At 68.7% G+C, this 20,050-nt stretch carries 20 protein-coding genes and 2 pseudogenes; 15 read left to right on the plus strand and 7 right to left on the minus strand.

Features of this window, described 5'->3' with window-relative positions; translation table 11 throughout:
* Positions 1-292 precede the first annotated feature (292 nt).
* The 3 genes from VAB18032_RS11325 to VAB18032_RS11335 all read left to right on the plus strand — a co-directional run bounded on the left by VAB18032_RS11325 (position 293) and on the right by VAB18032_RS11335 (position 2,169).
* Complete coding sequence (locus VAB18032_RS11325) at positions 293-736, plus strand: hypothetical protein (protein WP_232510778.1); 444 nt, start codon at positions 293-295, stop codon at positions 734-736.
* A complete protein-coding gene (locus tag VAB18032_RS11330; protein WP_050814723.1) occupies positions 729-1,580 on the plus strand; it encodes a TRM11 family SAM-dependent methyltransferase in 852 nt (283 codons plus the stop codon). Before VAB18032_RS11325 ends, VAB18032_RS11330 begins: the two co-directional genes overlap by 8 nt.
* A gap of 193 nt (positions 1,581-1,773) precedes the next feature.
* Positions 1,774-2,169, plus strand: a complete 396-nt coding sequence (locus VAB18032_RS11335; RefSeq protein WP_013732968.1) for a hypothetical protein — start codon at positions 1,774-1,776, stop codon at positions 2,167-2,169.
* Between the two features lie 52 nt (positions 2,170-2,221).
* Here VAB18032_RS11335 and VAB18032_RS11340 read toward each other — a convergent pair whose 3' ends face one another.
* Positions 2,222-3,403 carry a Cmx/CmrA family chloramphenicol efflux MFS transporter gene (locus tag VAB18032_RS11340; RefSeq protein ID WP_043723818.1) on the minus strand — a complete coding sequence of 394 codons (1,182 nt, stop codon included), beginning with the start codon at positions 3,401-3,403 and terminating at the stop codon, positions 2,222-2,224.
* Positions 3,404-4,111: 708 nt separating this feature from the next.
* Between VAB18032_RS11340 and VAB18032_RS11345 the strand changes: the two genes are divergently transcribed.
* The 9 genes from VAB18032_RS11345 (at position 4,112) to VAB18032_RS11385 (ending at position 10,945) form a co-directional block, all read left to right on the plus strand.
* Positions 4,112-4,315, plus strand: a complete 204-nt coding sequence (locus VAB18032_RS11345) for a hypothetical protein (protein WP_013732970.1) — start codon at positions 4,112-4,114, stop codon at positions 4,313-4,315.
* Positions 4,312-4,677, plus strand: coding sequence for a hypothetical protein (locus VAB18032_RS11350; RefSeq protein ID WP_013732971.1), 366 nt, complete (start codon positions 4,312-4,314; stop codon positions 4,675-4,677). The genes VAB18032_RS11345 and VAB18032_RS11350 overlap by 4 nt, the downstream gene beginning before the upstream one ends.
* A 48-nt stretch (positions 4,678-4,725) precedes the next feature.
* On the plus strand, positions 4,726-5,019 hold the full coding sequence (locus tag VAB18032_RS11355) for a transposase (protein WP_013289120.1): 294 nt from the start codon (positions 4,726-4,728) through the stop codon (positions 5,017-5,019).
* A complete protein-coding gene (locus VAB18032_RS11360; RefSeq protein ID WP_013732883.1) occupies positions 5,016-5,930 on the plus strand; it encodes an IS3 family transposase in 915 nt (304 codons plus the stop codon). Before VAB18032_RS11355 ends, VAB18032_RS11360 begins: the two co-directional genes overlap by 4 nt.
* A gap of 57 nt (positions 5,931-5,987) precedes the next feature.
* Positions 5,988-6,749 carry a hypothetical protein gene (locus VAB18032_RS11365; protein WP_148272239.1) on the plus strand — a complete coding sequence of 254 codons (762 nt, stop codon included), beginning with the start codon at positions 5,988-5,990 and terminating at the stop codon, positions 6,747-6,749.
* A gap of 123 nt (positions 6,750-6,872) precedes the next feature.
* Positions 6,873-7,892: a DUF4192 domain-containing protein gene (locus tag VAB18032_RS11370; protein ID WP_013732973.1), complete on the plus strand. Its 1,020-nt coding sequence runs from the start codon at positions 6,873-6,875 to the stop codon at positions 7,890-7,892.
* A gap of 91 nt (positions 7,893-7,983) precedes the next feature.
* Positions 7,984-8,718: a CpaE-like family protein gene (locus tag VAB18032_RS11375; protein WP_013732974.1), complete on the plus strand. Its 735-nt coding sequence runs from the start codon at positions 7,984-7,986 to the stop codon at positions 8,716-8,718.
* 224 nt (positions 8,719-8,942) lie between these two features.
* Positions 8,943-9,647, plus strand: coding sequence for a GGDEF domain-containing protein (locus tag VAB18032_RS11380; protein WP_013732975.1), 705 nt, complete (start codon positions 8,943-8,945; stop codon positions 9,645-9,647).
* Entirely contained in the window at positions 9,644-10,945 is a 1,302-nt protein-coding gene (locus VAB18032_RS11385) for a hypothetical protein (RefSeq protein WP_013732976.1), read from the plus strand. Before VAB18032_RS11380 ends, VAB18032_RS11385 begins: the two co-directional genes overlap by 4 nt.
* Before the next feature lie 313 nt (positions 10,946-11,258).
* Here the strand turns inward: VAB18032_RS11385 and istB are convergent.
* Positions 11,259-12,046, minus strand: a pseudogene (gene istB / locus VAB18032_RS11390) (IS21-like element helper ATPase IstB).
* Positions 12,046-13,276 (minus strand): annotated as a pseudogene (gene istA, locus VAB18032_RS11395) (IS21 family transposase). Before istA ends, istB begins: the two co-directional pseudogenes overlap by 1 nt.
* A gap of 199 nt (positions 13,277-13,475) precedes the next feature.
* Between istA and VAB18032_RS31645 the strand changes: the two are divergent.
* Complete coding sequence (locus tag VAB18032_RS31645; protein ID WP_148272241.1) at positions 13,476-14,078, plus strand: hypothetical protein; 603 nt, start codon at positions 13,476-13,478, stop codon at positions 14,076-14,078.
* A gap of 315 nt (positions 14,079-14,393) precedes the next feature.
* Here VAB18032_RS31645 and VAB18032_RS32065 read toward each other — a convergent pair whose 3' ends face one another.
* The gene (locus VAB18032_RS32065) at positions 14,394-14,561 is read right to left on the minus strand and encodes a hypothetical protein (RefSeq protein ID WP_013732978.1); all 168 of its coding nucleotides are present in this window, start codon (positions 14,559-14,561) and stop codon (positions 14,394-14,396) included.
* A gap of 146 nt (positions 14,562-14,707) precedes the next feature.
* Here VAB18032_RS32065 and VAB18032_RS11400 point away from each other — a divergent pair, with 146 nt between their 5' ends.
* Complete coding sequence (locus tag VAB18032_RS11400; RefSeq protein ID WP_013732979.1) at positions 14,708-15,160, plus strand: SMI1/KNR4 family protein; 453 nt, start codon at positions 14,708-14,710, stop codon at positions 15,158-15,160.
* Between the two features lie 287 nt (positions 15,161-15,447).
* On the opposite strand, the gene VAB18032_RS11405 is transcribed toward VAB18032_RS11400, so the two are convergent.
* A protein-coding gene (locus tag VAB18032_RS11405) for an IS3 family transposase (RefSeq protein ID WP_086011265.1) occupies positions 15,448-16,616 on the minus strand; the annotation gives its coding sequence in 2 pieces (ribosomal slippage) (positions 15,448-16,329 and positions 16,332-16,616; 1,167 coding nt in all).
* A gap of 802 nt (positions 16,617-17,418) precedes the next feature.
* Positions 17,419-18,330, minus strand: coding sequence for an NAD-dependent epimerase/dehydratase family protein (locus VAB18032_RS11415; protein ID WP_013732981.1), 912 nt, complete (start codon positions 18,328-18,330; stop codon positions 17,419-17,421).
* A gap of 160 nt (positions 18,331-18,490) precedes the next feature.
* Between VAB18032_RS11415 and VAB18032_RS32070 the strand changes: the two genes are divergently transcribed.
* Positions 18,491-18,733 carry a VOC family protein gene (locus tag VAB18032_RS32070; protein WP_232510875.1) on the plus strand — a complete coding sequence of 81 codons (243 nt, stop codon included), beginning with the start codon at positions 18,491-18,493 and terminating at the stop codon, positions 18,731-18,733.
* Here the strand turns inward: VAB18032_RS32070 and VAB18032_RS11420 are convergent.
* The gene (locus VAB18032_RS11420; protein WP_013732982.1) at positions 18,649-19,791 is read right to left on the minus strand and encodes an IS110 family RNA-guided transposase; all 1,143 of its coding nucleotides are present in this window, start codon (positions 19,789-19,791) and stop codon (positions 18,649-18,651) included. The two genes, VAB18032_RS32070 and VAB18032_RS11420, sit on opposite strands and share 85 nt — an antisense overlap.
* Positions 19,792-20,050: the final 259 nt, after the last annotated feature.

Genomic DNA, 20,050 nt, shown 5'->3' on the forward strand with positions numbered 1-20,050 from the left:
GCCAGGTCCGGACAGGTCGTGTCCGGTCCTGTCAGGTGCGCCGCTGACGGCGGATCGGGTGGGGGTGTGAGGTTGCGGGTGTGACGGGTCGTGTCAGGTCGGGGGTGGGTTCGATCGGCCTGTCAGGGGCGCACTGGGAACCGTCAGTACGTCCGCCGGTCCGGGGGCCACCGTGCCTATGACCGACAGCAACCCGCGCCGTGCACCGATCCCTGTGGGGGATGTGGTGTCCGGTGACCCGCCCGTGCCGATCACTGTCTGGCCGGTCCCCGCCCCGCCCGACGGTGAGACCATGTCTAACGCGATGGCGGTGCGGCTGGTCCACAACCTCACCCATCCCACCGATCTCGTCATCGATCTGGTGGTGGGGCCACAACTTGCCCGCGCGGTCATTGCCGCGCACCGCCGCAGCCACCTTCACCACCGGCACCCCGGCTGGGGTCGGGAACCCGCGATGCTGGTCGTCACCGGCTGGCCGGTGGACGACACGCCGCCGGGGGAGTTCTTCGCCCGCTGCCGGGCCGGCCTGCTGCCGGGTGGCTGTGTGGCGGTGCTGCTGCCGCACGGTGACCTTGTCCTGCCGGTCGATGTCGTCATCGCCGCCAAGCGGGCCGGGTTGGCGTACCTGCAGCACATCGTGGCGGCCGACCGGCCGCCTCGGCCCGGTCAGCGTACGCAGCTGGACATCCACACCGACGTGTTGATCCTGACGCGCCGGGGCGGTGCCGATGGCTGAGTCTCTGCCGGTCACGTCACTGTGGTTGACCTGTCAGCAGCCGGCTCGGGACCAACGTCGAGGCCGTTACGTACCGGCGACGTCGAGCCATCCCGGCAAGATGCTGCCCCATCTGGCCGCGCACGCGATCAGCTCCTACACGGCACCGGGGGATCTCGTGTTCGACCCGATGTGCGGGTCCGGCACCACCCTGATCGAGGCCATGCATCTCGGCCGGCACGGCCTGGGCATCGACATCGAACCTCGGTTCACCGCGCTGGCCGCCGCCAACATCGCCCTCGCCCGGTCGCAGGGCGCGACCGGATCCGCGCGAGTGTTCACCGGCGACGCGACCACGCTTCTCGGCGTGGTCCCGGCGTCCACGGTCGGCCGGGTGGGACTCGTGCTCACCTCACCGCCATACGGGCGCGGCACCCACGGCCTCGTGCAGGTGACCGGCAGCGGGGTCCGTAAACGCAACCACCTGTACGGGGACCGGGAACGAGGCAACCTCGCCTACGGCGGATGGTCGCGTTTGTTGGACGGGTTCGCCGCAATCCTGGCCGCCAGCTACCAGCTGCTGCGACCCGGCGGCACCGTGGTGATCACCTGCCGGCCGGTGCGCCACCACCGGGACGACCTGATCGACCTGCCCGGCGAACTGCTCACCCTGGCCCGCTCGGTGGGACTGATACCGGTGCAGCGGTGCGCCGCGATGCTCGCCGCCGTCCGTGACGGGCAGATCGTGCACCGTGCCTCGATGTTCGGGCTCATGGCCGTCCGCACGTCCCGGGCCCAAGGTCTCCCCGTCCACCTCATCGCCCACGAGGACGTGCTGGTCCTGCGGCGCGGCCCACAGTCCTGACGGTCAGGAACACCCGTGTGTTGCACGGCGAATCCGGGTAGCCGATGGGCTTGTCATGCCATCGGCACTCGGGTTTGAACCTCCCTGATGGGCAGTGACCTACGCAGAGCCCCGGTGATGCACAGAGGACCGGCGACGTCCTTCGATCGGACGGGCTACGCTCACGCTCACTCGAACTCGACGGGGGCGGCTCGTGGCCAAGTGGAACGACTACCAACTCATGACGACCGTCGCCGGGAAGATCGGCGGACCACGCGTGCTCATCCTCGCGATCGCCGCCGGAGGTGCCCTCGTCTACAAGGGCGGTGAGGTTGGCGTAAAGGCCGTTGTCAGGACAACGAGGTCCATCAAGCAGGCGCTCCACGTGCACGCCCAAGCGGCAGCCATGTCGCGGATCTACCGTGTCGCCGAGGACGCCGACGCCGGCGGCGGACTGACCCTCCGCACCGGCGACGAGTTCCGTGTGCTGGCTCGTGACGACACCGCGATCCTCATTGAGGTCGTCGGTAGCACGAAGAATCCCTGGTACGTGTCGAGGGACCTGCTCGCCGCCATCTCGGACTTCACGATCGACGGCGACCGGCCCTAAATTCCGGTGATGAGTCACCGCCGTCCCACAATGCTCAGCGCAGCGTTGTGGGTCATCGGGCGGCCTGACCGGCGCGGGGTGTGACGACTCTCCGGAGCGGCAGGGCGATGAGCAGTGCGATCGCCACCAGCAGGGCGCTGACCCATACCGGGCCGAGGTCGCCGGCGTCGGCCCCGAGGGTGATGGCGGCAACGACGGGGCCGCCAGCAGCACCGATGTTGAGTGCCGCAGTCGCATACGACCCGCCCATGGTGGGTGCGGCTGCTGCCTCATAAAGCACCCGGGTGATCAGGGTGCTGCCTACGGCGAAGGACAGCGTGCCCTGCACGAACACGAGGAGCAGGAGCGCTACCGGTTGGGTAGCCAGAGCCGCCAACGCGACCCAGCCGAGTAGCAGCAACGGGCCACCGATGGCGATCACGATGTGGGGACGCTGATCGGAGAGGCGTCCCGCGATGGTGACACCGGTGAAGGACCCGACCCCGAAGATCACCAGTGCGACCGACACCCACAGGCCGCGCAGGCCGGCGGTGTCCGTCACGATCGGTGCCAGGAACGTGAACGTGGCGAAGGTGGCCGCGTTGACGAGGGCACCGAGCAGCATGACCAGGAGCAGCCTGGGCATCGCGAGTTGAGCGATCTCCCGGCGAAGAGACGAGGCGGGTGCAGTGCCCTGAGAGGTGGTGTCGATACGGGCCGGGATGCCCTTGATGACGCCGACGGCAGCGGGAAGGCAGAGCAGGGCGATCGCCCAGAACGTGGCACGCCAGCTGATCAGCGTGCCGAGCACGGCACCGCCGGGTACTCCAACGATGGTGGCCACCGTCGTGCCCGCAAGCAGCACCGCCAGTGCGCGCCCTTTCTGGTCAGTGGCGACGAGCGTGGCGGCTGTGGTCAGTGCCACCGCGAGGAAGCCCGCGTTGGCCAGGGCGGCGAGCACGCGGGTGACCAGCAGAATGGTGAAGCTGGTGGTGAGGGCGCCCACGACGTGGGTCACGGCGAACACCAGCACGAAGCCGAGCAGGCTGGCCCGGGCCGGCCAGCGGCGCGCGAGTGCCGCCATCAGCGGCGCGCCGACGATCATTCCGGCAGCGAACGCCGAGGTCAGGAGACCGGCGGCGCCGACCGACACGTTGAGGTTTGTTGCGATGTCCGGCACCAGGCCGGCGAGCATGAACTCTGAGGTGCCCATGGCGAAGACCGCCACGGCAAGCAGATAGAGCGGGAGAGGCATCACAAGCTCCGAGGTGAGCGAGAAGGAGAAAGGCACGTCTCGTCACCGCGGCCAGCACCCCAGGGCGTGCGCGTAATGTCCCGCCCCGCCACGTCTGCGGGGGAGCGGGTTAGGAACTCAGCGGTTCAGGGGGCTGACGGCGTGACCGAAAGCCCCCACCGTGGATGCCTCAGGGCTCGACATGGCACAAGACATTACTCAAACCCCCAGGTCATCATGCAACCCGTTTCCGACGGGTGAACGTCGTCAACCCCGCGTCCCGCACCATCTCATGCCCGGCAGCAGTAGCGGTCCGGGTCGGTCGGCTCCATCTCCCGCATCGATCGCCGAACCAACTCGACGAGATCAACGAACTCAGGAAGCCCTACGACGTCGACAGTCACCACGAACTTCCGCGATGTCGGACTGAAATCCGGCGCTGGTCGACGCCGGCACCGAGGCTGTCAGGGCCTGTCAGACCCGTAGGGCCTGACAGGCCAGCCGCACCAGCAGCACCCTGGCTAGCCTGAAGGCTCTCCTACATCTCATGTGCTGAACTGACGCGTCCCGCGACGGCATCGCGCCCACCTTCCCGGTCGGCCGCCCTCTGCCCGCCTCAGCCACCAGCACCCATGTCGCCGCCCCGCGCCCAAGGCGCAAACCCCTGCCCCTGTCGGCGGTCACCGCATCCGGTGACCGCCGAATCCCCATGCCCGAAGAAAGGACACGATGCGTCGCCTCACCCTGTGCCGACACCACGGCACCCTCCCCGCCTGCGACCGCACTGCCACCCCGCCCCACGGCAGCGCCGCACCCGACAACCAGCGGTCCGACCACACCCACGACACGATCACCGTACGGTCGACGCCGCGTACCGCGCCGTACGCCCACCGCCGTCACACCAGCACCGCCCCCGAGGCGGTGTCACGATGACCGACCCCATCCGCGAGCAGATCCGGATACTGCGCTGGGAAACGCCTGCCGCCGTGCAACAGCGGCAGGCGCTCGCAGACGAGGCACGCTCCGCGCTCATCACGGCCCTGGAGCGTCGGCTGGTCTGCCGGCCCGGTGTGAAAGACGCCCTCGCCGTCTGGGATCTGGATCCGCTGCCGCAGCGGTGGACGGTCTCCGCGGACGCGCAGCTGTCATACACGCGGTCGCATACCGATGACGCACAGGCCCACGCGCAGGCCCGCTTCGGTGTGCCGGACGAGATCCGCCAGTTAGACCCTGCGGTGGCGGTGTATCCGCAACGCGTCATCGAGGTGACGCCGCTGCCTGAAGTGACCCCCTGAGACTGGACACCTCCTGACTTGGCATCCTGCTGAGGAGGAGGAAACGCTGTGGCTCGACAGAGCAAGTACCCCGAGGAGTTCCGCCGTCAGGCTGCGGCGTTGGTGCTCGACTCCGGTCGGACTATTCGGGATGTGGGTCGGGAGTTGGGCGTCAACCACGAGACGCTGCGCAACTGGGTCGATCGGATGCGGCAGGAACGTGACGGCGGCCGGCCGAGCGATCTGGCCGCTGACGAGCGGGCCGAACTGGTGCGTTTGCGGCGGCAGGTCGCCCAGTTGGAGCTGGAGAAAGAGATCTTGAAAAAAGCCGCGGTCTTCTTCGCACGCGAGACGGAGCGGTGAATCGTACCGACGTGTACCGGTTCATCGACGCGGAGAAGACCATCTACCCGGTCCGTCTGCTCTGCCGACTTCTCGGCGTCGGGCACAGCGGTTTCTACGACTGGCTTCGGCAGGGACGTCAGCGCGCTGTTGAGCGGAAACGCCACGACCAGCAGCGCGTCGAGATCACCCGGCAGGCGTGGTCAGAGCACCGCGGCGTCTACGGCGCCCGCCGGCTCACCGCTGAGTTGCACGAGCGCGGCCACCGGTGGAACCGCAAGGCGGTGGCCCGGCTGATGCGGCTGGCCGGGATCGAGGGCGCCCACCGCCGGCGGCGCGGTAAGCCCCGCCGCAAGGCCGCGTCAACGTCGACCGCGCCGGACCTGGTCCAGCGGCAGTTCACCGCTGCGGCACCGAACCGGTTGTGGGTCGCGGACATCTCCTACCTGCGCACCTGGGAAGGCTTTCTCTACCTCGCTGTGGTGGTCGATGCCTACTCCCGAAGAGTCGTCGGGTGGGCGATGGCCGACCATCTACGCACCGAGCTGATCCTCGACGCGGTCGGCATGGCCATCCAGCATCGTCGGCCCGCCCGCGATCAGCTCATTCACCATTCGGATCGCGGGACGCAGTACACGTCGTTCGAGTTCGGCCGAACCCTGCGTTCCTGCGGCGTCCTCGCGTCGATGGGCTCGGTCGCCGACTGCTACGACAACGCCATGGCCGAGACGTTCTTCGCCACCCTCAAGACCGAACTGGTCTACACCCGGGCCTGGCCGTCACGGCATGAGCTGGAGATGGAGGTCTTCTCCTACATCGAGGGCTTCTACAATCCTCGCCGCCGACACAGCCGTCTGGGTAACGTCAGCCCCGACACCTACGAGAAGATCCACCGAGAGTCCCTGACAGACATCGAGGTGTCCGGCCGATAGGGGTCACTTCAGCCCGCGGGAAACGACCCGCCGACAGTGCGGGGGTACCGGATCACCGTGCAGGTCAGACTGCACGTGTGGGCCACGGCGAGCCGGTCGGCCGACGCACACCACGCCGCCCGTACGGCGATGCAGGCACACCTGCCGGCGCTGGCTGCCGCCGGCATCGTGCTGACCGGGCTGACGTGGCTGGCCGACAGCCCCGACGACAGTGCAGTGTCGCAGTCGTCCAGCGCTGGGCAATCCACCGCTGACGATGACCTTGCTGCGGCGACGGCGGAGCGGGCTGCCGCATTCGATGCCCTGGTCGGCCTGCGGCGCAAGATACGCGCCCGCGCGATCCGTGCCCTGGTCGACGCCGAATTCGACGGCCCCTACCAGCCCAGCGCGCGAAGGGTCGACCGGTTCCTGACCGGTCTCGGGCTCGACGCGTTGCCGCGGGCCCACCACATCACAGTGGTCGTGGAGCTGACCCTGCTGGTCGTCGCCCGCACCGTGGAGCAGGCCTGCGACGCGGCATCGCAGGTGATGCGGGCGGTGACCAGCACCGGTCTCGGTGCGGCGTGGGAGGCGTACGGCGGGGCCGAGTCGGACTACGCCACCGGCGAGCACGGCCGATGGCGGGTGCCGTGGCGGCACGAGTACGAGACGTGGCTTCGCGGCCACGCCACCTCCGCTGACGCTGGCGCCGCCGCCCACGCTGCCGTGCGTGTCGCTCTGCACCACACCCTGGCCGGCCTCGCCCACGAGCTGATGACGGTGACCGCCACCGTCCACACCGCCGGTATCGATCAGTTCCTGGATCCCGAGAGCGACTGACCGGCAAAACCCATCCCCGGTCCGCCGCCCGTGCACGCCGCTGCCGGACCGACGCGCGGTGACCCGCGTTCACCTGCACGCGCCACACCCATCCCGCCCGCACACCCTCACGAGGAGAACAGCGTGTCCTTCACCGAAAAGCTGACCCTGCGCTCACCGGCCGACGTGGTGACCGCCGTGCCGTACCTGCTCGGCTTCCACCCCACCGACGCCAGCATCGTCGTCATCGTCTCCCGCCACGGCCGGGTCGTCTTCGCCGCCCGCACCGATCTACCGGCCCCCGACGCACCCGCCCACCAGATCCGCGACCTCGCCGGCCGACTGATCCCGGTCCTGCACCAGCAACAGCCGATCACCGAACTGCTGCTCGTCGGCTACGGCACCGCCGAGCACGTCGACCCGGCCCTGCACGCCGTCCGCGACACGTTCACCGCCGAAGGCATGACCGTCCAGGAAATCCTCCGCGTGACCGGTACTCGATTCGTCAGCCTGCTCTGCGACAACCGGGCCTGCTGCCCGCCGGAAGGAACCCCCTTCGACCCGACCGCCTCACTGGTCGCCGTGCAGGCCACCGCCGCCGGGCTGGTCGCCTTCCCGGACCGCGCCGCCGTCGCCGCCCGCTTCGCACCACTCACCGGCGCCGCCCGCGACCGTATGCAGCAGGCGACCGACACGGCGGTGGCCCGACTGGAGGCGCTGCTCGCCGACGACACCGCCGCCGTCGACGAAGCCGGCCCGCAAGCGGTCCGGGCGGCGCTGCGCCACCCCGACCGGGCACTCACCGATGACGAGGCCGCCTGGCTCACCGTGCTGCTGGTCCGCCTGTCCGTCCGGGACCTCGCCGCCGACCTCAGCCCACCCACCGACCAGTACGTCACGTTCTGGACCGACATCACCCGCCGCGCCCACGAAACCCTCGTCCCCGCACCGGCCACCCTGCTCGCGATCACCGCCTGGCGGTGCGGCGACGGCGCCCTGGCCGCCATGGCAGCAGAACGCGCCCTGCAGGTCGACCCCGGATACCGGCTTGCCGACCTGCTGCTGCAGGCGCTGCATGCCGGGCTCCCACCGTCCATGTTCGAGCAGACCGCAACGCCGACCGATCCCGACGCGGGCTGGTCTTCGTGCCCCCGCCGCACCTGACAGCTGCCCCGAGCAGTCCTCTACCCGGAATCCGCAACACCCTGACGCGGCTGGCCGTGCACCGGCCCGTCATAGCCACCGAAGGAGAGACATGACCACCCACACGCTCACACCCCGACCCGGATTCGAGCGCTACACGATCCAGGTCGGCTGGAACCCCCACCACACCTACTTCGCCACCGTCGCCGACTTCACCAACAACCCGACCACCAACGCCGAAGGGGAGCCGATCAACCTGCAACTCGGCCTGATCGAGACGATCCTCGACCCGTCGGAGGTGCTTCGCGCCGTGGAACCCTACGCCGTCATCCCGGCTGACCTGACCGCCACGCTGCACGCCGACCGAGCCGCCCACCCGCCCCGCCGCTCTCTCAACACCCCGCCGCCACCGGGACTCCCGTCGCCCGCCAAATCCGGCAACCCGGCCGCTCACCCACCGGCTGGGCCCGGCCTGGGACGCACCGCCCGCAGGCGGCCTACCGCATCTGCCTGGTTCCCGCCCATCGCCATCACCGGCAGCCGACTGCTGCGCGCCGAACTACAAGCCGTGCAACGAGACGCCGGCTGCGAATTCGACTACGCCGCGTCCATCCCCGAGGGACGCCGCTACGCCACCCGCCGCCCACTGATCATCATCGGCACCGACCTCGTAGCCCGGGTCCGACGCCCCCTGACCTGCCGTGGCCTCGTCGTCATCGCCTCGGTCAACCCACCCGACACGCGCGTCTGGGAGCCCACCGGACGCGTCGGCGCCACCTACTTCATCGTCCTGCCCACCGCACGCGACTGGCTGGCACACCACCTCCTGCGCAACCTACCCACCTGACCAGCCACCCGCCGCGCGGACCCCGAGACAACCTCGACCACCGCCCACCATCCGCCCCACCACCGGTGCCCCAATCCGGGCGGCACAACGACACCGCCCCCGCTACCGGCACCACACAAGGAAAAGGCCCGCCGCCGGCGGGCCTTCGTCGTATCCAGACCCGGGACGCCTCCGCCTACGAAACGTGTGCGTCCCGGGTTCTCCACCAGAAATGGAGGAACCCAGTGTTCACCACCCTGGCCGTGATCGCCACCACCACCGTGGCGATCGTCTCCGCCGCCTGGGCCCGCCACATGGTCGCCGAAACGCGGCGCCTGCGCGCCGCGCTCACCGACGCCGCCTGGCAACTCGCCCACGACCCCCTCACCGGCCTACTCAACCGCGCCGGACTCCTCGCCGCCCACACCACCCACACCACCCTCACCACCCACCCACAACCCATCCTCGCCATCCTCATCGATCTCGACGGCTTCAAAACCATCAACGACACCCACGGCCACGACACCGGCGACGACCTGCTCATCACCATCGCCGACCGCATCGAGGAACTCACCGACCTGCACGGCGGTGTCGCCGCCCGGCTCTCCGGCGACGAATACGCGGCTCTGCTCCCCGTCTGCCGCCACGACGTCGACCGCATCGCCGCCGCGTTCGTCGCCGTCATCGCCGCACCCGCCCGCCTCGACATCGACGGTCACCTGAGCACCATCGCCGTCACCGCCAGCATCGGCGTCGCCTGCGTCGAGAGCACCGACAGCCTCGGCGACGTCGCCCTGCACCGCGCCGACATCGCCATGTACCACGCCAAACACGGCGGCGGAAACCAACACGTCATCTACACCCCCGGCCTGCGCATGCCGACCCGCGCAGCCCGCCGCGGACCACGCCCCCGAGACCTGCACTCCACCGACCGGGGGACCGGCGCATGAACCTCGGCACCCTGATGGCCTGCGCCACCTGCGGCTACAGCCTCACCACCCACCGGCACGGCGACCAGATCCACTACCGGCACCCGGTCAGCGAAACCGACCGACACCCACCCGTCCCCGTCCCCGCCCACCTCATCGACGACGTCTACGACCGCTGCCACATCTGCAGCGCCACCCACCCCGTCTGGAACTACCGCACCGCCGAACTCGAAGCCCAGGGCCTCGGCGGCACCCGAGAGGTCATCCAGACCTACAACACCCACTGGCACGTCTGCCTGCGCTGCGCCCAGCACATCGAAGCCGACGACCCCGACACCCTCACCGCCGCCAGCGCCGCCCTCATGGGCTGGCACCCCCACGACCCCCGCCACACCATCCTCGGCATGGTGCACCGAGCCATCGTCCTCACCCGCGAAGGACGCACCCTCATCACCACCACCGACTGGCCACCCGCCACCATCACCCCCGACATGCTGCCCAAGATCCGCGACCGGCTCACCCGCCTGCTACGCAGCCCCGCCGATCTACCCGACCCACTGAACACCCGCACCACCCGACACACCCTCGCCGACGACCTCGACCGCGCACCCCTGTACTGGATCAACCCCGAATTCACCCGCCTCACCCACGACGTCACCGGCAACCAACCACCAGCACCCGTCACCGACCGCATCACCCCCACCCGCAGCGGCCTCCTCGCCTGGCCACACCCCATCGGCCAACACCACCAGATAGCCGCCGTGTCCTGGACACCCCACACCGACGGCTGGCACCTCCTGGCCTACCGCAGCATCGGCGCCGGCCTCACCAACGACCTCATGCCCACACTCCGACACGACATCGGCTGGCTCATCCCCACCCACACCGAACACCTCCCCGCCGGCACCACCATCGACGGCCACCACCCACTCGGCCCACTGATCACCACCTGGCTCCTGATGAACCAACACATGGCCGACGCCGTACCCGCGAAACTCCCCAAGACCATCACCAAGGCCTACCAGCGACAACAACGCCCCACACCCGACGTACGCCTGGTACGGATCACACCACCCACCACCACACCGCCAACCGAACCGAACCCCAACAGCCAGAAACGCAGCCGGGCACAACCCGACTACCGCTACTGGGTCTCCGGACACGAACGCAACCAGGCCCACGGACCAGGCCGACGCCTCCGCAAAACCATCACCATCGAACCGTTCCTCAAGGGACCCGAAGACAAGCCGATCAAACTCAGCACCACCGTCCGGATCCTCGGCACACGCCAACCACCGAACACCACCACCCCCGAGTAGCAGACAACAACGGCGCGGTGGCGGGAGAACCAGCCCGCCACCGCGCCACGCTCGTCGCGACGCCCTTCCCGCCGTGAGGAACGCCAGCCGCCAAACCGAGAAGCTCAGCAGCCCGTCGTGGCCGAACTCCAAGCGGCGAGATGCAGCGTCTAGGCGTGATTGGTGCAGATAGGTCGAGTTGGTCAGGTACGACAGGATCCCAGGCCGCCGTGGGGATAGGCGGATTCTGCCAACCTGGTCGTCTGTCAACGCCGGCTGAACTTTGACCCCTCTGTTCCGGTCGAATTTTGACCCCCTCGCTGGTTGTTGATGTTCAGTCGTTGGTCTTGGTGGCTGCGGGGACGCGGCCGAGGTCGCGGTCTTTGAGCCGGTAGCTGTCGCCCTTCATCGAAATGACCTCGGCGTGGTGGACGAGGCGGTCGATCATGGCCGCGGCGACGACGTCGTCGCCGAACACTTCGCCCCACCTGCCGAAGGGTTTGTTGCTGGTGACGATCAGCGAGGCTCGTTCGTAGCGGTTGGAGACCAGCTGGAAGAACAGGTTCGCGCTTCGGCTTCGAAGGGGATGTAGCCGACCTCGTCAACGATCAGCAGCGGGATCCGGCCAAGCTTGACCAGCTCGTCTTGCATCCGGCCGGCGTGGTGGGCATCAGCGAGGCGGGACACCCACTGGGCGGCGGTGGCGAACGCGACCCGGTGCCCGGCCTGGCAGGCTCGGATCCCGAGGCCGATGGACAGGTGGGTCTTGCCGGTGCCGGGCGGGCCCAAGAAGACGACGTTCTCCTTCGACGCCACGAAGTCGAGGGTTCCCAGGTGGGCGATGGTCTCCCGCTTCAGAGAGCGTTGGTGCTCGAAGTCGAACTCCTCCAGGCTCTTGCGGGCCGGGAACCTCGCTGCCCGAATGCGTCCCTCACCGCCGTGAGCCTCCCGGGCGGCGACCTCGCGTTGCAGGCAGGCGGCGAGGAACTCCTCATGCGTCCAGGACTCGGTCCTGGCCCGCTCCGCCAGCCTCTCGACGGAGGCAGCGAGGGACGGCGCCTTGAGAGCGCGGGTGAGGAACGCGATCTCCGAGGCGACGTTGCGGCTGGTCTTGGCGGCCATCACGCAGCCACCTCGGCATCGAGGCCGAACATGCGGTCGTAGTCGCTCAACGGCCGGCGTTCGACCTGGGCGTCGACGGCGGTCGTCGGGGTGCGTTGGGCAGCGACGCGCAGGTCCGCGGCGGCTTGCCGGTGGGCGGGATCGGTGATGCTCTGATGCTTGGCCCAGCACCGGTCATGCCGGGTCACCGGCCGGCCGTCGCAGAACACCTGCACCTGGTCGCAGTCGGCGGTGACCTCAACCCGCCGCCCGACCACCGACGGGTGCACCGAGTAGTCGTTGCCGTCCACGCGCACGTAATGATCGCGGGGAAGTCGGGTGGTCTGCCGCCAGCCGACCACCGGCGCAACCGGTGGCAGCGGCAGCATGGCGGCCCGGTCGGCATCCCACCGGTCCAGCGGGCGGCAGCCCAGCACACGGTGCTGGCGGTTGTTCGCCCGCACCAACCACTCGGTGAGCTGGGCGTTGAAGTCCTGAGGTGAGCCGAAGCAGCGTCCGGGCAGGAACGACGTCTCCAGATAGCCGTTGGCCCGCTCCACCAGGCCCTTGGCCTCCGGGTCCGCCGGCCGGCACTGAATCACCTTGATGCCCAGGGTGCCGCGGAAGGCATTCATCGCCTCGGTCAGCTGCGGCCGCCCGGCCCGCCACTGCCCGACGGCGGACTCGTTGTCCCACACCAACGCCTTGGGCACCCGGCCCCCAGCCGGAGATCAACGTCCAGTGCCCGACCAGCAGGTCCGCCGACTGCCGCGACGGGATCATCACCGCCGACAACCACCGCGAATACCCCGACACCATCACCAGCACCGGCGGCCTGCCGACCTGCCCGAAACCCAACGGCACGTCCGCCGGCGGGAACCACAGATCGCACTGCGCCAGCTCTCCCGGCAGATACTCCGTCCGCTGGCTCGGGTCCGGACGGCGGAACAACGGCCGCAGTTGCTGCACCCGATCGGCGAACACCGTCTTGCCGCGGGTCCACCCCACCCGCTCCATGATCACCGTCGTCGGCATGTCCGGGAACTCCGCCAACAACGCCCGGATCTGCGGCTCCACCGCGTCCACGATCGAACCCTTCGCCGCCCGCTGATAGCGGGGCGGCTCATGACTGGCCAAGGCCCTGCGCACCGTGTTCCGCGAGACCCCCAGCCGACGACAGATGGCCTTGATCGCCATCCGCTCCGCCCGGTGCAACCGACGGATCTCCGCCCAGTCCTCCACGCTCAGCACCTCCCGATGCTTCCGGAAGGGGTCAAAATTCAGCCGGAACCACGGGGTCAGTTTTCAGGCGGAGCCGACATCGTCGGTCGGCATCTGCTCATGTCGACGTGCGTGTGTTTACCCTGAGGGCTGTCTCGTCCTGCGTTGTGGTTCGTCCGGGTACCGAAACGTGGTCGTGCCGTCTGATGGAGAGCGCCATCATTGCTCCGTGACCAGCTTTCCTGCGCAGGCGCGCCGCGTCCGCGACAGCACGCTCTCGCCGCAGCGCAGGCTTTACGCATTGCGGGAGTGCGCTCTGCACTGTGCCCCGTACGGATTCCGCGCCACCTGGCACCATCTGGTCGTCGCCGCCCGTATCCCACGCAGTCTCACCGACGATCTCGACGCGCTCGTGCGTGCCGTTGACGAACTGCAGCGGACACGCGACGTGGTCGTGCCGCGTGCGCAGGAGTTCGCTGCCCTGCGGCGTCGAGAGAAGGCCACTGGCAGGCGACTCCCACGGACGCCGCCACCCTGGAACTCGTGGGGCTGGTCCGGGATCGCCTACTGTCCCGACCCTGAGCATCACCCGACGGGACCTCTCGCCACGGTCGTGCAAGCGGTCCTCGATCGCCACGATGCCGGAATCAGCGTCGACAGGCACTGCCTGGCATGCGGCGTCGAGAGGCGCCGCCCGGGCCGCGCATGCCCGACCTGTGGCGTCCATCCGGACGGCCCCGCCGCACGCTGGCGTGCCTTTACAGCCGAGGAGCGCTGGCAACGTGTCTGGCGCCGTGAGCTAGACGACCGGCCGACGCCGCTCGTCCCTTGAGTTCGAGGTGCCCGGATTTGCCGTACGGTGAGCGCGGAAGGCGGTCAGTCGAACCAGTTGAACAGGAGGTCGCCGAGCCGGCTCGGCTGGTGGTAGGCGATATCCCGGCGTTCATCTTCGGTCAGAACATGCAGGTGCCGCTCGTGGAGCGGCTGATTCAGCTATGCCGTGGTGGCGACCCGCAGCCCTGCGCTCCGGTAGATGTTCCCTCTGGGACGTCAACGAACACCGAGTGGATCATGTGAAGGTCTCGCTGTTCGGCTGCAGCGACCAGGAAGACCCAAGCGGTTGACCAGGTTGCTCAACCGCTTGGCATCACGCAGTCGCACAGTTTGAGTCGACCGTCCGCTCCTCGACCGAGGGCGTGACCACACCGTGCAGTGCCCTGGCGCTGTCATACAGCATGGCCAGCCAGGTGGCGTCGGTGGCCTGATCCAGGTGCGGCATGGTCACTCTCGCCTGCAGCAGATGGATGGTCTCCATTCAGGGATCGTCCGGCATCGCGGCGGAACCCGCGATCCTCAGGAGCAGACGCCTCCACCTGCGTTGAAAGCCAGTCAGCTCCTCGTATCCGCAGCTGGCGACCCCGCACACACATGTTGCACGGGTGGGAGCGCAGACTGAGCAGCATGAACGTCGTGGAGTTCGACGCCCTGGTCGAGCCACTGCGTCAGAAGTCGGTGGCCTCGTTAGCCGAGCACGGCTTCGCGCTCATCGAAGGACGCACCGCCACCGTCGCCGAGGTCGCCGATCTGGAGAAGCAACTCGGTGTGACGTTGCCGGAGACGTACAAGGCCTTCATGATGCGCTACGGCGGTGGCGTGGTCGGCTGCGTCGAACTGTTCCCGATCGTCAGCGCCGGCTCCGGCGACGACGACGTCGAGTCGGTCAACGACCGGGAGTTCCCTGACCGGACATTCATCGCGATAGCGCCGGTGGGCACCGGCGACTACTGGGGATTCCCGGTCGATGATGGTCACTGCCGCGAGGAGGTCTGGTTCCACTTCCACGATGGCGGCGACCCGGAGTTTGAGGCGGCCGACGTCCTGGAATTCATCGTGCGTCATGGACTCAGGTTGTAGCGGCCAGGCCATCCGCTCCTGCCGCGATCCAAGCTGTCTTAACGAGGAGTTGCCCCGGCTGGTCGACGTCGCTTTACGGCATCCCGCCGCCGTCGCTCGAGACGCCTGCGTTATAGCCTTGGTTGTCGTCTCCGCCGTATCCCTTGCCGCGGATATTGCCCCTGTGTCGGTGACGCTGGTCGCGTCCGCTCTGGCGGATGGCGCGGCGAGCTTCCCTCAGCGTTCGATCGGACCTATCCGCGTTTACCCGTTGTCGGGTCTGCTGCACCGATAGGTGACAGTCGTAGTCACGCGGCCTGACTGGCCGGTGGGGTCATGATGGTCTCGTACTCGATAGGGGTCAACCGGGACAGGGATCGTTGGCGTCGACGGCGGTGGTAAGTCCGTTCGACCCAGGTCACGATCGCGGTCCTCAACTGCTGCCGGGTCGTCCAGGTTCGGCGGTCGAGGACGTTGTTCTGCAGCAGGCCGAAGAACGACTCCATGGCAGCGTTGTCACCGGCGGCGCCGACCCTGCCCATCGACCCGATCATGTGGTGCTGGTGGAGGGCACGGACGAATTTCCGGCTTCGAAATTGCGACCCGCGGTCGGTGTGCAGCACGCAGCCGGCCACGTCACCACGGCGGGCTACGGCGTTGTGCAGGGCGTTGACGGCCAGCCTCGACTTCATCCGTGAGTCGATGGAGTAGCCGACGATCCGGTGGGACCACACGTCCTTGATCGCGCACAGGTAGAGCTTGCCCTCACCGGTTCGGTGTTCGGTGATGTCGGCCAGCCACAACCGGTTCGGGCCGTCGGCGGTGAAGTCCCGCTGGACCAGGTCATCGTGCACTGGCGGACCGACCTTGCCGCCCTTGCCCCGACGCTTGCGCTTGCTGAACGCGCTCCACCAGCCCATGCCCGAGCAGATCCTCCAGGCGGTGCGCTCGACCATCGGCTGGCCGGCATCGCGGGCCTCATCGGCCAGGAACCGGTATCCGAACTCCGGGTCGTCGCGATGCGCGTCGAACAACGCGTCCGCCCGGTACGCCTGCGCCAGTTCAGCGTCGGTGACACGGCGGGCAAGCCACCGGTAGTAGGGCTGACGAGCGATGTTCAACACCCGGCACGTCACCGCCACGGGGATCCCGTCGGCGGCCAGCTCGCTCACGAGCGGGTAGAGCCTTTTCCCGGCAGATGCGCCTGCGACAAATACGCAGCGGCCCGACGCAGGACCTCGTTCTCCTGCTCCAACAACCTGATCCGCTTACGCGCCTCCCGCAGCTCGGCCGACTCGCTGCTGGACGTCCCAGGGGTGGCACCGGCGTCGATGTCGGCCTGGCGCAACCACTTGAACAAGGTCATCGGGTGCACCCCGAAGTCCTTGGCGATCTGCTCAACCGTCACGCCTGGATCACGGTCACGAGCGACACGCACGACATCATCACGGAACTCTCGGGGATAGGGCTTGGGCACAGCGACATCCTTCCAGCCTGCCCACAAGGCAAGCCATCTCAGATGTCACCTATCGGTGCAGCAGACCCGTCGGAGAAACAGCGCGAGGCCGGCAATGACAAGAAGGGTGGCAACCAGCGACCCGACGATGAGCCACGCCCCTCTATTCATGGCACCGATCGTAGGTACGACAACAAGGCTGCCGTCGCCGACCTTGGAGAGCCGTCGACTGACGGCAGAAGTCCTCTTGCGCTGCTGCCCGGCGATACAGACGACAAGATCAGGTACGCGCTCATGCCGCAGACCGCGCGCCAGGTCAGCGTCCACTCGTGGCCGATGTTGCGGACGGTTCGGCTAGTACGAATGCCGTTCCTACACCTACGGCTCTCTGCTCGGCCACGGGACGGTCTGGGTAGTTCGATGTTGCGGTGACCCCTGACGAGCTTTCGGTGGCCCGGCTGGAGGCGCTGCGCCGCTCGGCACGGAATGGCCACGCCGGGGCCTTGATCGCGCTGGGCCTCCGGAAGCCGCCGGAGACCTGACCAGGCAGGCTGGTTGAGGAGGAGCCGTACGACGAGGGCGCCCGCCAGTTGCTTGCCTCGGCGCTGCACGGCCTGCGCCGTACGGATGAGGCCCGCCCGGGTGTGCCGCTCCGGACTGACGTTGCTGCGGGGCTGCGGGGCTGGAGTACGACGTGGAATCGGGCCTGCTGAGAGCGCTCGTGCCGCCGCGTAGCCGGGCCGGGAGCCAGCGTTGATCGCCGACAGGGCTCCGAAGTGGCGCAGTCGAGGGCGTCGGGGCATCCCGGCGACGGCCGTCCTGGCTACGGGGCGGCGAAGGTTTCGCGCAGCGCGGCGTCCAGCGGGCGGCCGGTCGTCGGCTCAATGAACAGGTCGGCGAGGAGCAGGTCGGCCAGGTAGGTGGGGTTGATTCCGGACTCCTTGCCACCGAGAGCCTGTGCCGCGCCGCCCAGGCACAGGGCCGCTCGCGCCGCGGCGGCCGGCAGTCGGGCGACCCGGCGGCGGCGACCGACCGCCTCGGCGATGCGGGTGAGCATGTCGGTCCAGGTGAGGTTGACGTCGGCGACCGGGATGTCCGCCCCGCTGGCCCGCTCCAGGGCGTCCACCGCGATCTCGGCCACGCTGCGCGCCGAGGTCGCGGCGGTCCCGCCGGTCGGGGCTACCAGCGGGGTACGCGAGCGCGCCCACCGGTCCAGCGGCCCGGCCCAGTTGGGTAGCCGGTCACCGGCCCGACCGAAGACGAAGGGCAGTTCGAGGACGGCGACCGGCAGGTCCGGGCCGGCCGCCGCCCGCCCTTCGCGGGCCTGCTCCAGGCGGCAGCGGATGTACGTGTGCCGCTCGGCGAGGCGCCACTGCGGGTGGAGCCGGTCGAAGTAGGTGTAGTACGAGCCCATCACGGCGCCCCGGGTGAGACCTTCGCGGCGGGCCGCGGTGCACAGGCGTACCACCGGGTCGACGTTGTCCCGACGGAACGTCGGATAGATCGGTTTGGGCAGTGGCCGTTGCTCGTCGGTGCGGGTGGCGTACACCACGCCGTCGTGCCCGGCGAGCAACCGCCGCAGGTCGTCGACCGAGGCGGATTCCACGTCGAGGCGGTGGGCGACACCGTCCCGGGCGGTGCGGGCGACTGTGGTCGCGTCATGGCCGTGTTCGCGCAGCACCGCCACCACGCTGGCGCCGATCAGGCCGCTGCCACCGATCACGAGAATCCGCATACCGCATCGTCCACTCCGGAGGCCGGTGGGTGTCAAGAGTGCGAACCGCTCGACCCGGGGCGTCGCCGCGGATGCGACGGTGCCGTGTTGCGGCCAGAATGGCGTTCGGAGGTGATCGGGGACGGCCGACCAACAGCGCGTGCCCAAGCTGTGCTCGGTGGTGCTGGACAGCACCGACGCGAGGGCGCTGGCGGAGTTCTACCGGCAGTTGCTCGGCTTCGTCTACCGGCCCGGCGACGAGCCCTCGGCGGACGGGCGTGGCTTGACCATCGACACGAAGTCGGCTGATCGCCTGCGCACATCTGGCTCCCCTCTGTGTCAAGACACCGCCGAGAGGAGAGTTCTATGCTGGGTTTCGGCGGGTCTGGGAAGTGACTTCTCCGAAGAGCTGGCTTGGGGATGAGAGTCGGTCACGTTGGAGTCGGTAGTCGTTCCCCGTTGTCCTCCCGGGCCCGCCGCCGTGGCTACCGCGTCGCTGATCATGGTTCGGTAGACGATGTCGGACAGGCGTCGTTTCAGGGCGCGCATGGCTTCCATCGAGGTCTTGCCGGCGGCTTTCTTCCGGTCGAAGTAGGCGCGGCCTTCGGTGGGGTTGCGGAGTTGGACGGTGGCCATGATGTGCAGCACCCGGTTGATCTGCCGGTTCCCGGCGCGGGAGAGCCGGTGGCGGACCTGTTCGCCGGAGGAGGCGTCGATGGGGGCGGTGCCGTTGCAGGAGGCGAAGTGAGCCCGGTCGGGGAACCGGGTGATGTCGGCGACCTCGACCAGCAGCCGGGCGGCGCCGGAGGGTCCGATGCCGTGCAGGTCCATCAACCTGGTGCCGGTGGAAGCGACCAGCTCCTTCAGTTCCTTGTCGGCTTCCTTGGAGCGTCGGTAGATCCGTTCGAGGTCGGCGATCAGCTCCGCGGCGACCCGCCGTCGGGCCTTGCCGACCGCGTCGCGGGGCCGGACCGTGGCCAGCAGTGTCTTGGCCTGGGCGGCGGACAGACTCTTCTTCGCCCCACCCGGGATCAGCTCCAGCAGCAGTTGGTGCAGCTGGGACACCATCCGGGTGTGGTCGACACCGAGGCAACGGCGCCGGTCGACCAGGATCCGCAGCAAGGCAAGCTGCTCGTCGTTGACCACCGGGCGTAGTCCGGTCATGCGGGTGCCGACCAGCGCGATGGAGTGGGCGTCGGTGGCGTCGGTCTTGCGGCCCTGCCCGGTGGCGAACACCCGCGCCCTGGCGGACAGCTTCGGTGGAACGTCGACGACCTGCTCGCCGTCGGCCAGCAGCCGGTTGGCGATGTGCCGGCCGATGCCCTGACAGCCCTCGATCGCCCACACCCGGTGCGGCCACTGACCGGCGTACTTTCGCATCGCCGTGTAGCCGTCGCGGTCGGTGTCGAACCGGCCGCCGCCGACGACGGTCTCGTCGCCAGCCATGACCTCGATCGTTGCCGAACGCTTGTGCGGGTCCATCCCGATGACCACACGACTCGGTGTGACAGTCAACGTGTCCTCCGATGCTCGATCCACCTGGGTTGTCGAGCCGGGAGGGCAACGCTACTTCGAGCCGAGCAAACCCCTCTTGAGCCTCTCCCCGCCCTGGGGCGACGCCCGGGCCGCGCAGGCCAAATGAGAGCCACACGACCAGCGTGGGCAGCCGCAATGAGAGCGACAACCCGGGCGCCTCGACCGAAGCCTGGCCGGGCAACGGTCGCAGGTCAATGAAACAAGT

The sequence above is a fragment of the Micromonospora maris AB-18-032 genome, assembly GCF_000204155.1.
GTDB lineage: Bacteria > Actinomycetota > Actinomycetes > Mycobacteriales > Micromonosporaceae > Micromonospora > Micromonospora gifhornensis.

Bases quoted from the DNA above. Each gene is read 5' to 3' on its own strand.
- VAB18032_RS11325 (WP_232510778.1), top strand. From the start codon at position 293: ATGTCTAACGCGATGGCGGTGCGGCTGGTCCACAACCTCACCCATCCC.
- VAB18032_RS11330 (WP_050814723.1), top strand. From the start codon at position 729: ATGGCTGAGTCTCTGCCGGTCACGTCACTGTGGTTGACCTGTCAGCAG.
- VAB18032_RS11340 (WP_043723818.1), bottom strand. From the start codon at position 3,403: ATGCCTCTCCCGCTCTATCTGCTTGCCGTGGCGGTCTTCGCCATGGGC.
- VAB18032_RS11345 (WP_013732970.1), top strand. From the start codon at position 4,112: ATGCGTCGCCTCACCCTGTGCCGACACCACGGCACCCTCCCCGCCTGC.
- VAB18032_RS11350 (WP_013732971.1), top strand. From the start codon at position 4,312: ATGACCGACCCCATCCGCGAGCAGATCCGGATACTGCGCTGGGAAACG.
- VAB18032_RS11375 (WP_013732974.1), top strand. From the start codon at position 7,984: ATGACCACCCACACGCTCACACCCCGACCCGGATTCGAGCGCTACACG.
- VAB18032_RS11385 (WP_013732976.1), top strand. From the start codon at position 9,644: ATGAACCTCGGCACCCTGATGGCCTGCGCCACCTGCGGCTACAGCCTC.
- VAB18032_RS32065 (WP_013732978.1), bottom strand. From the start codon at position 14,561: ATGGAGACCATCCATCTGCTGCAGGCGAGAGTGACCATGCCGCACCTG.
- VAB18032_RS11400 (WP_013732979.1), top strand. From the start codon at position 14,708: ATGAACGTCGTGGAGTTCGACGCCCTGGTCGAGCCACTGCGTCAGAAG.
- VAB18032_RS11415 (WP_013732981.1), bottom strand. From the start codon at position 18,330: ATGCGGATTCTCGTGATCGGTGGCAGCGGCCTGATCGGCGCCAGCGTG.
- VAB18032_RS11420 (WP_013732982.1), bottom strand. From the start codon at position 19,791: ATGGACCCGCACAAGCGTTCGGCAACGATCGAGGTCATGGCTGGCGAC.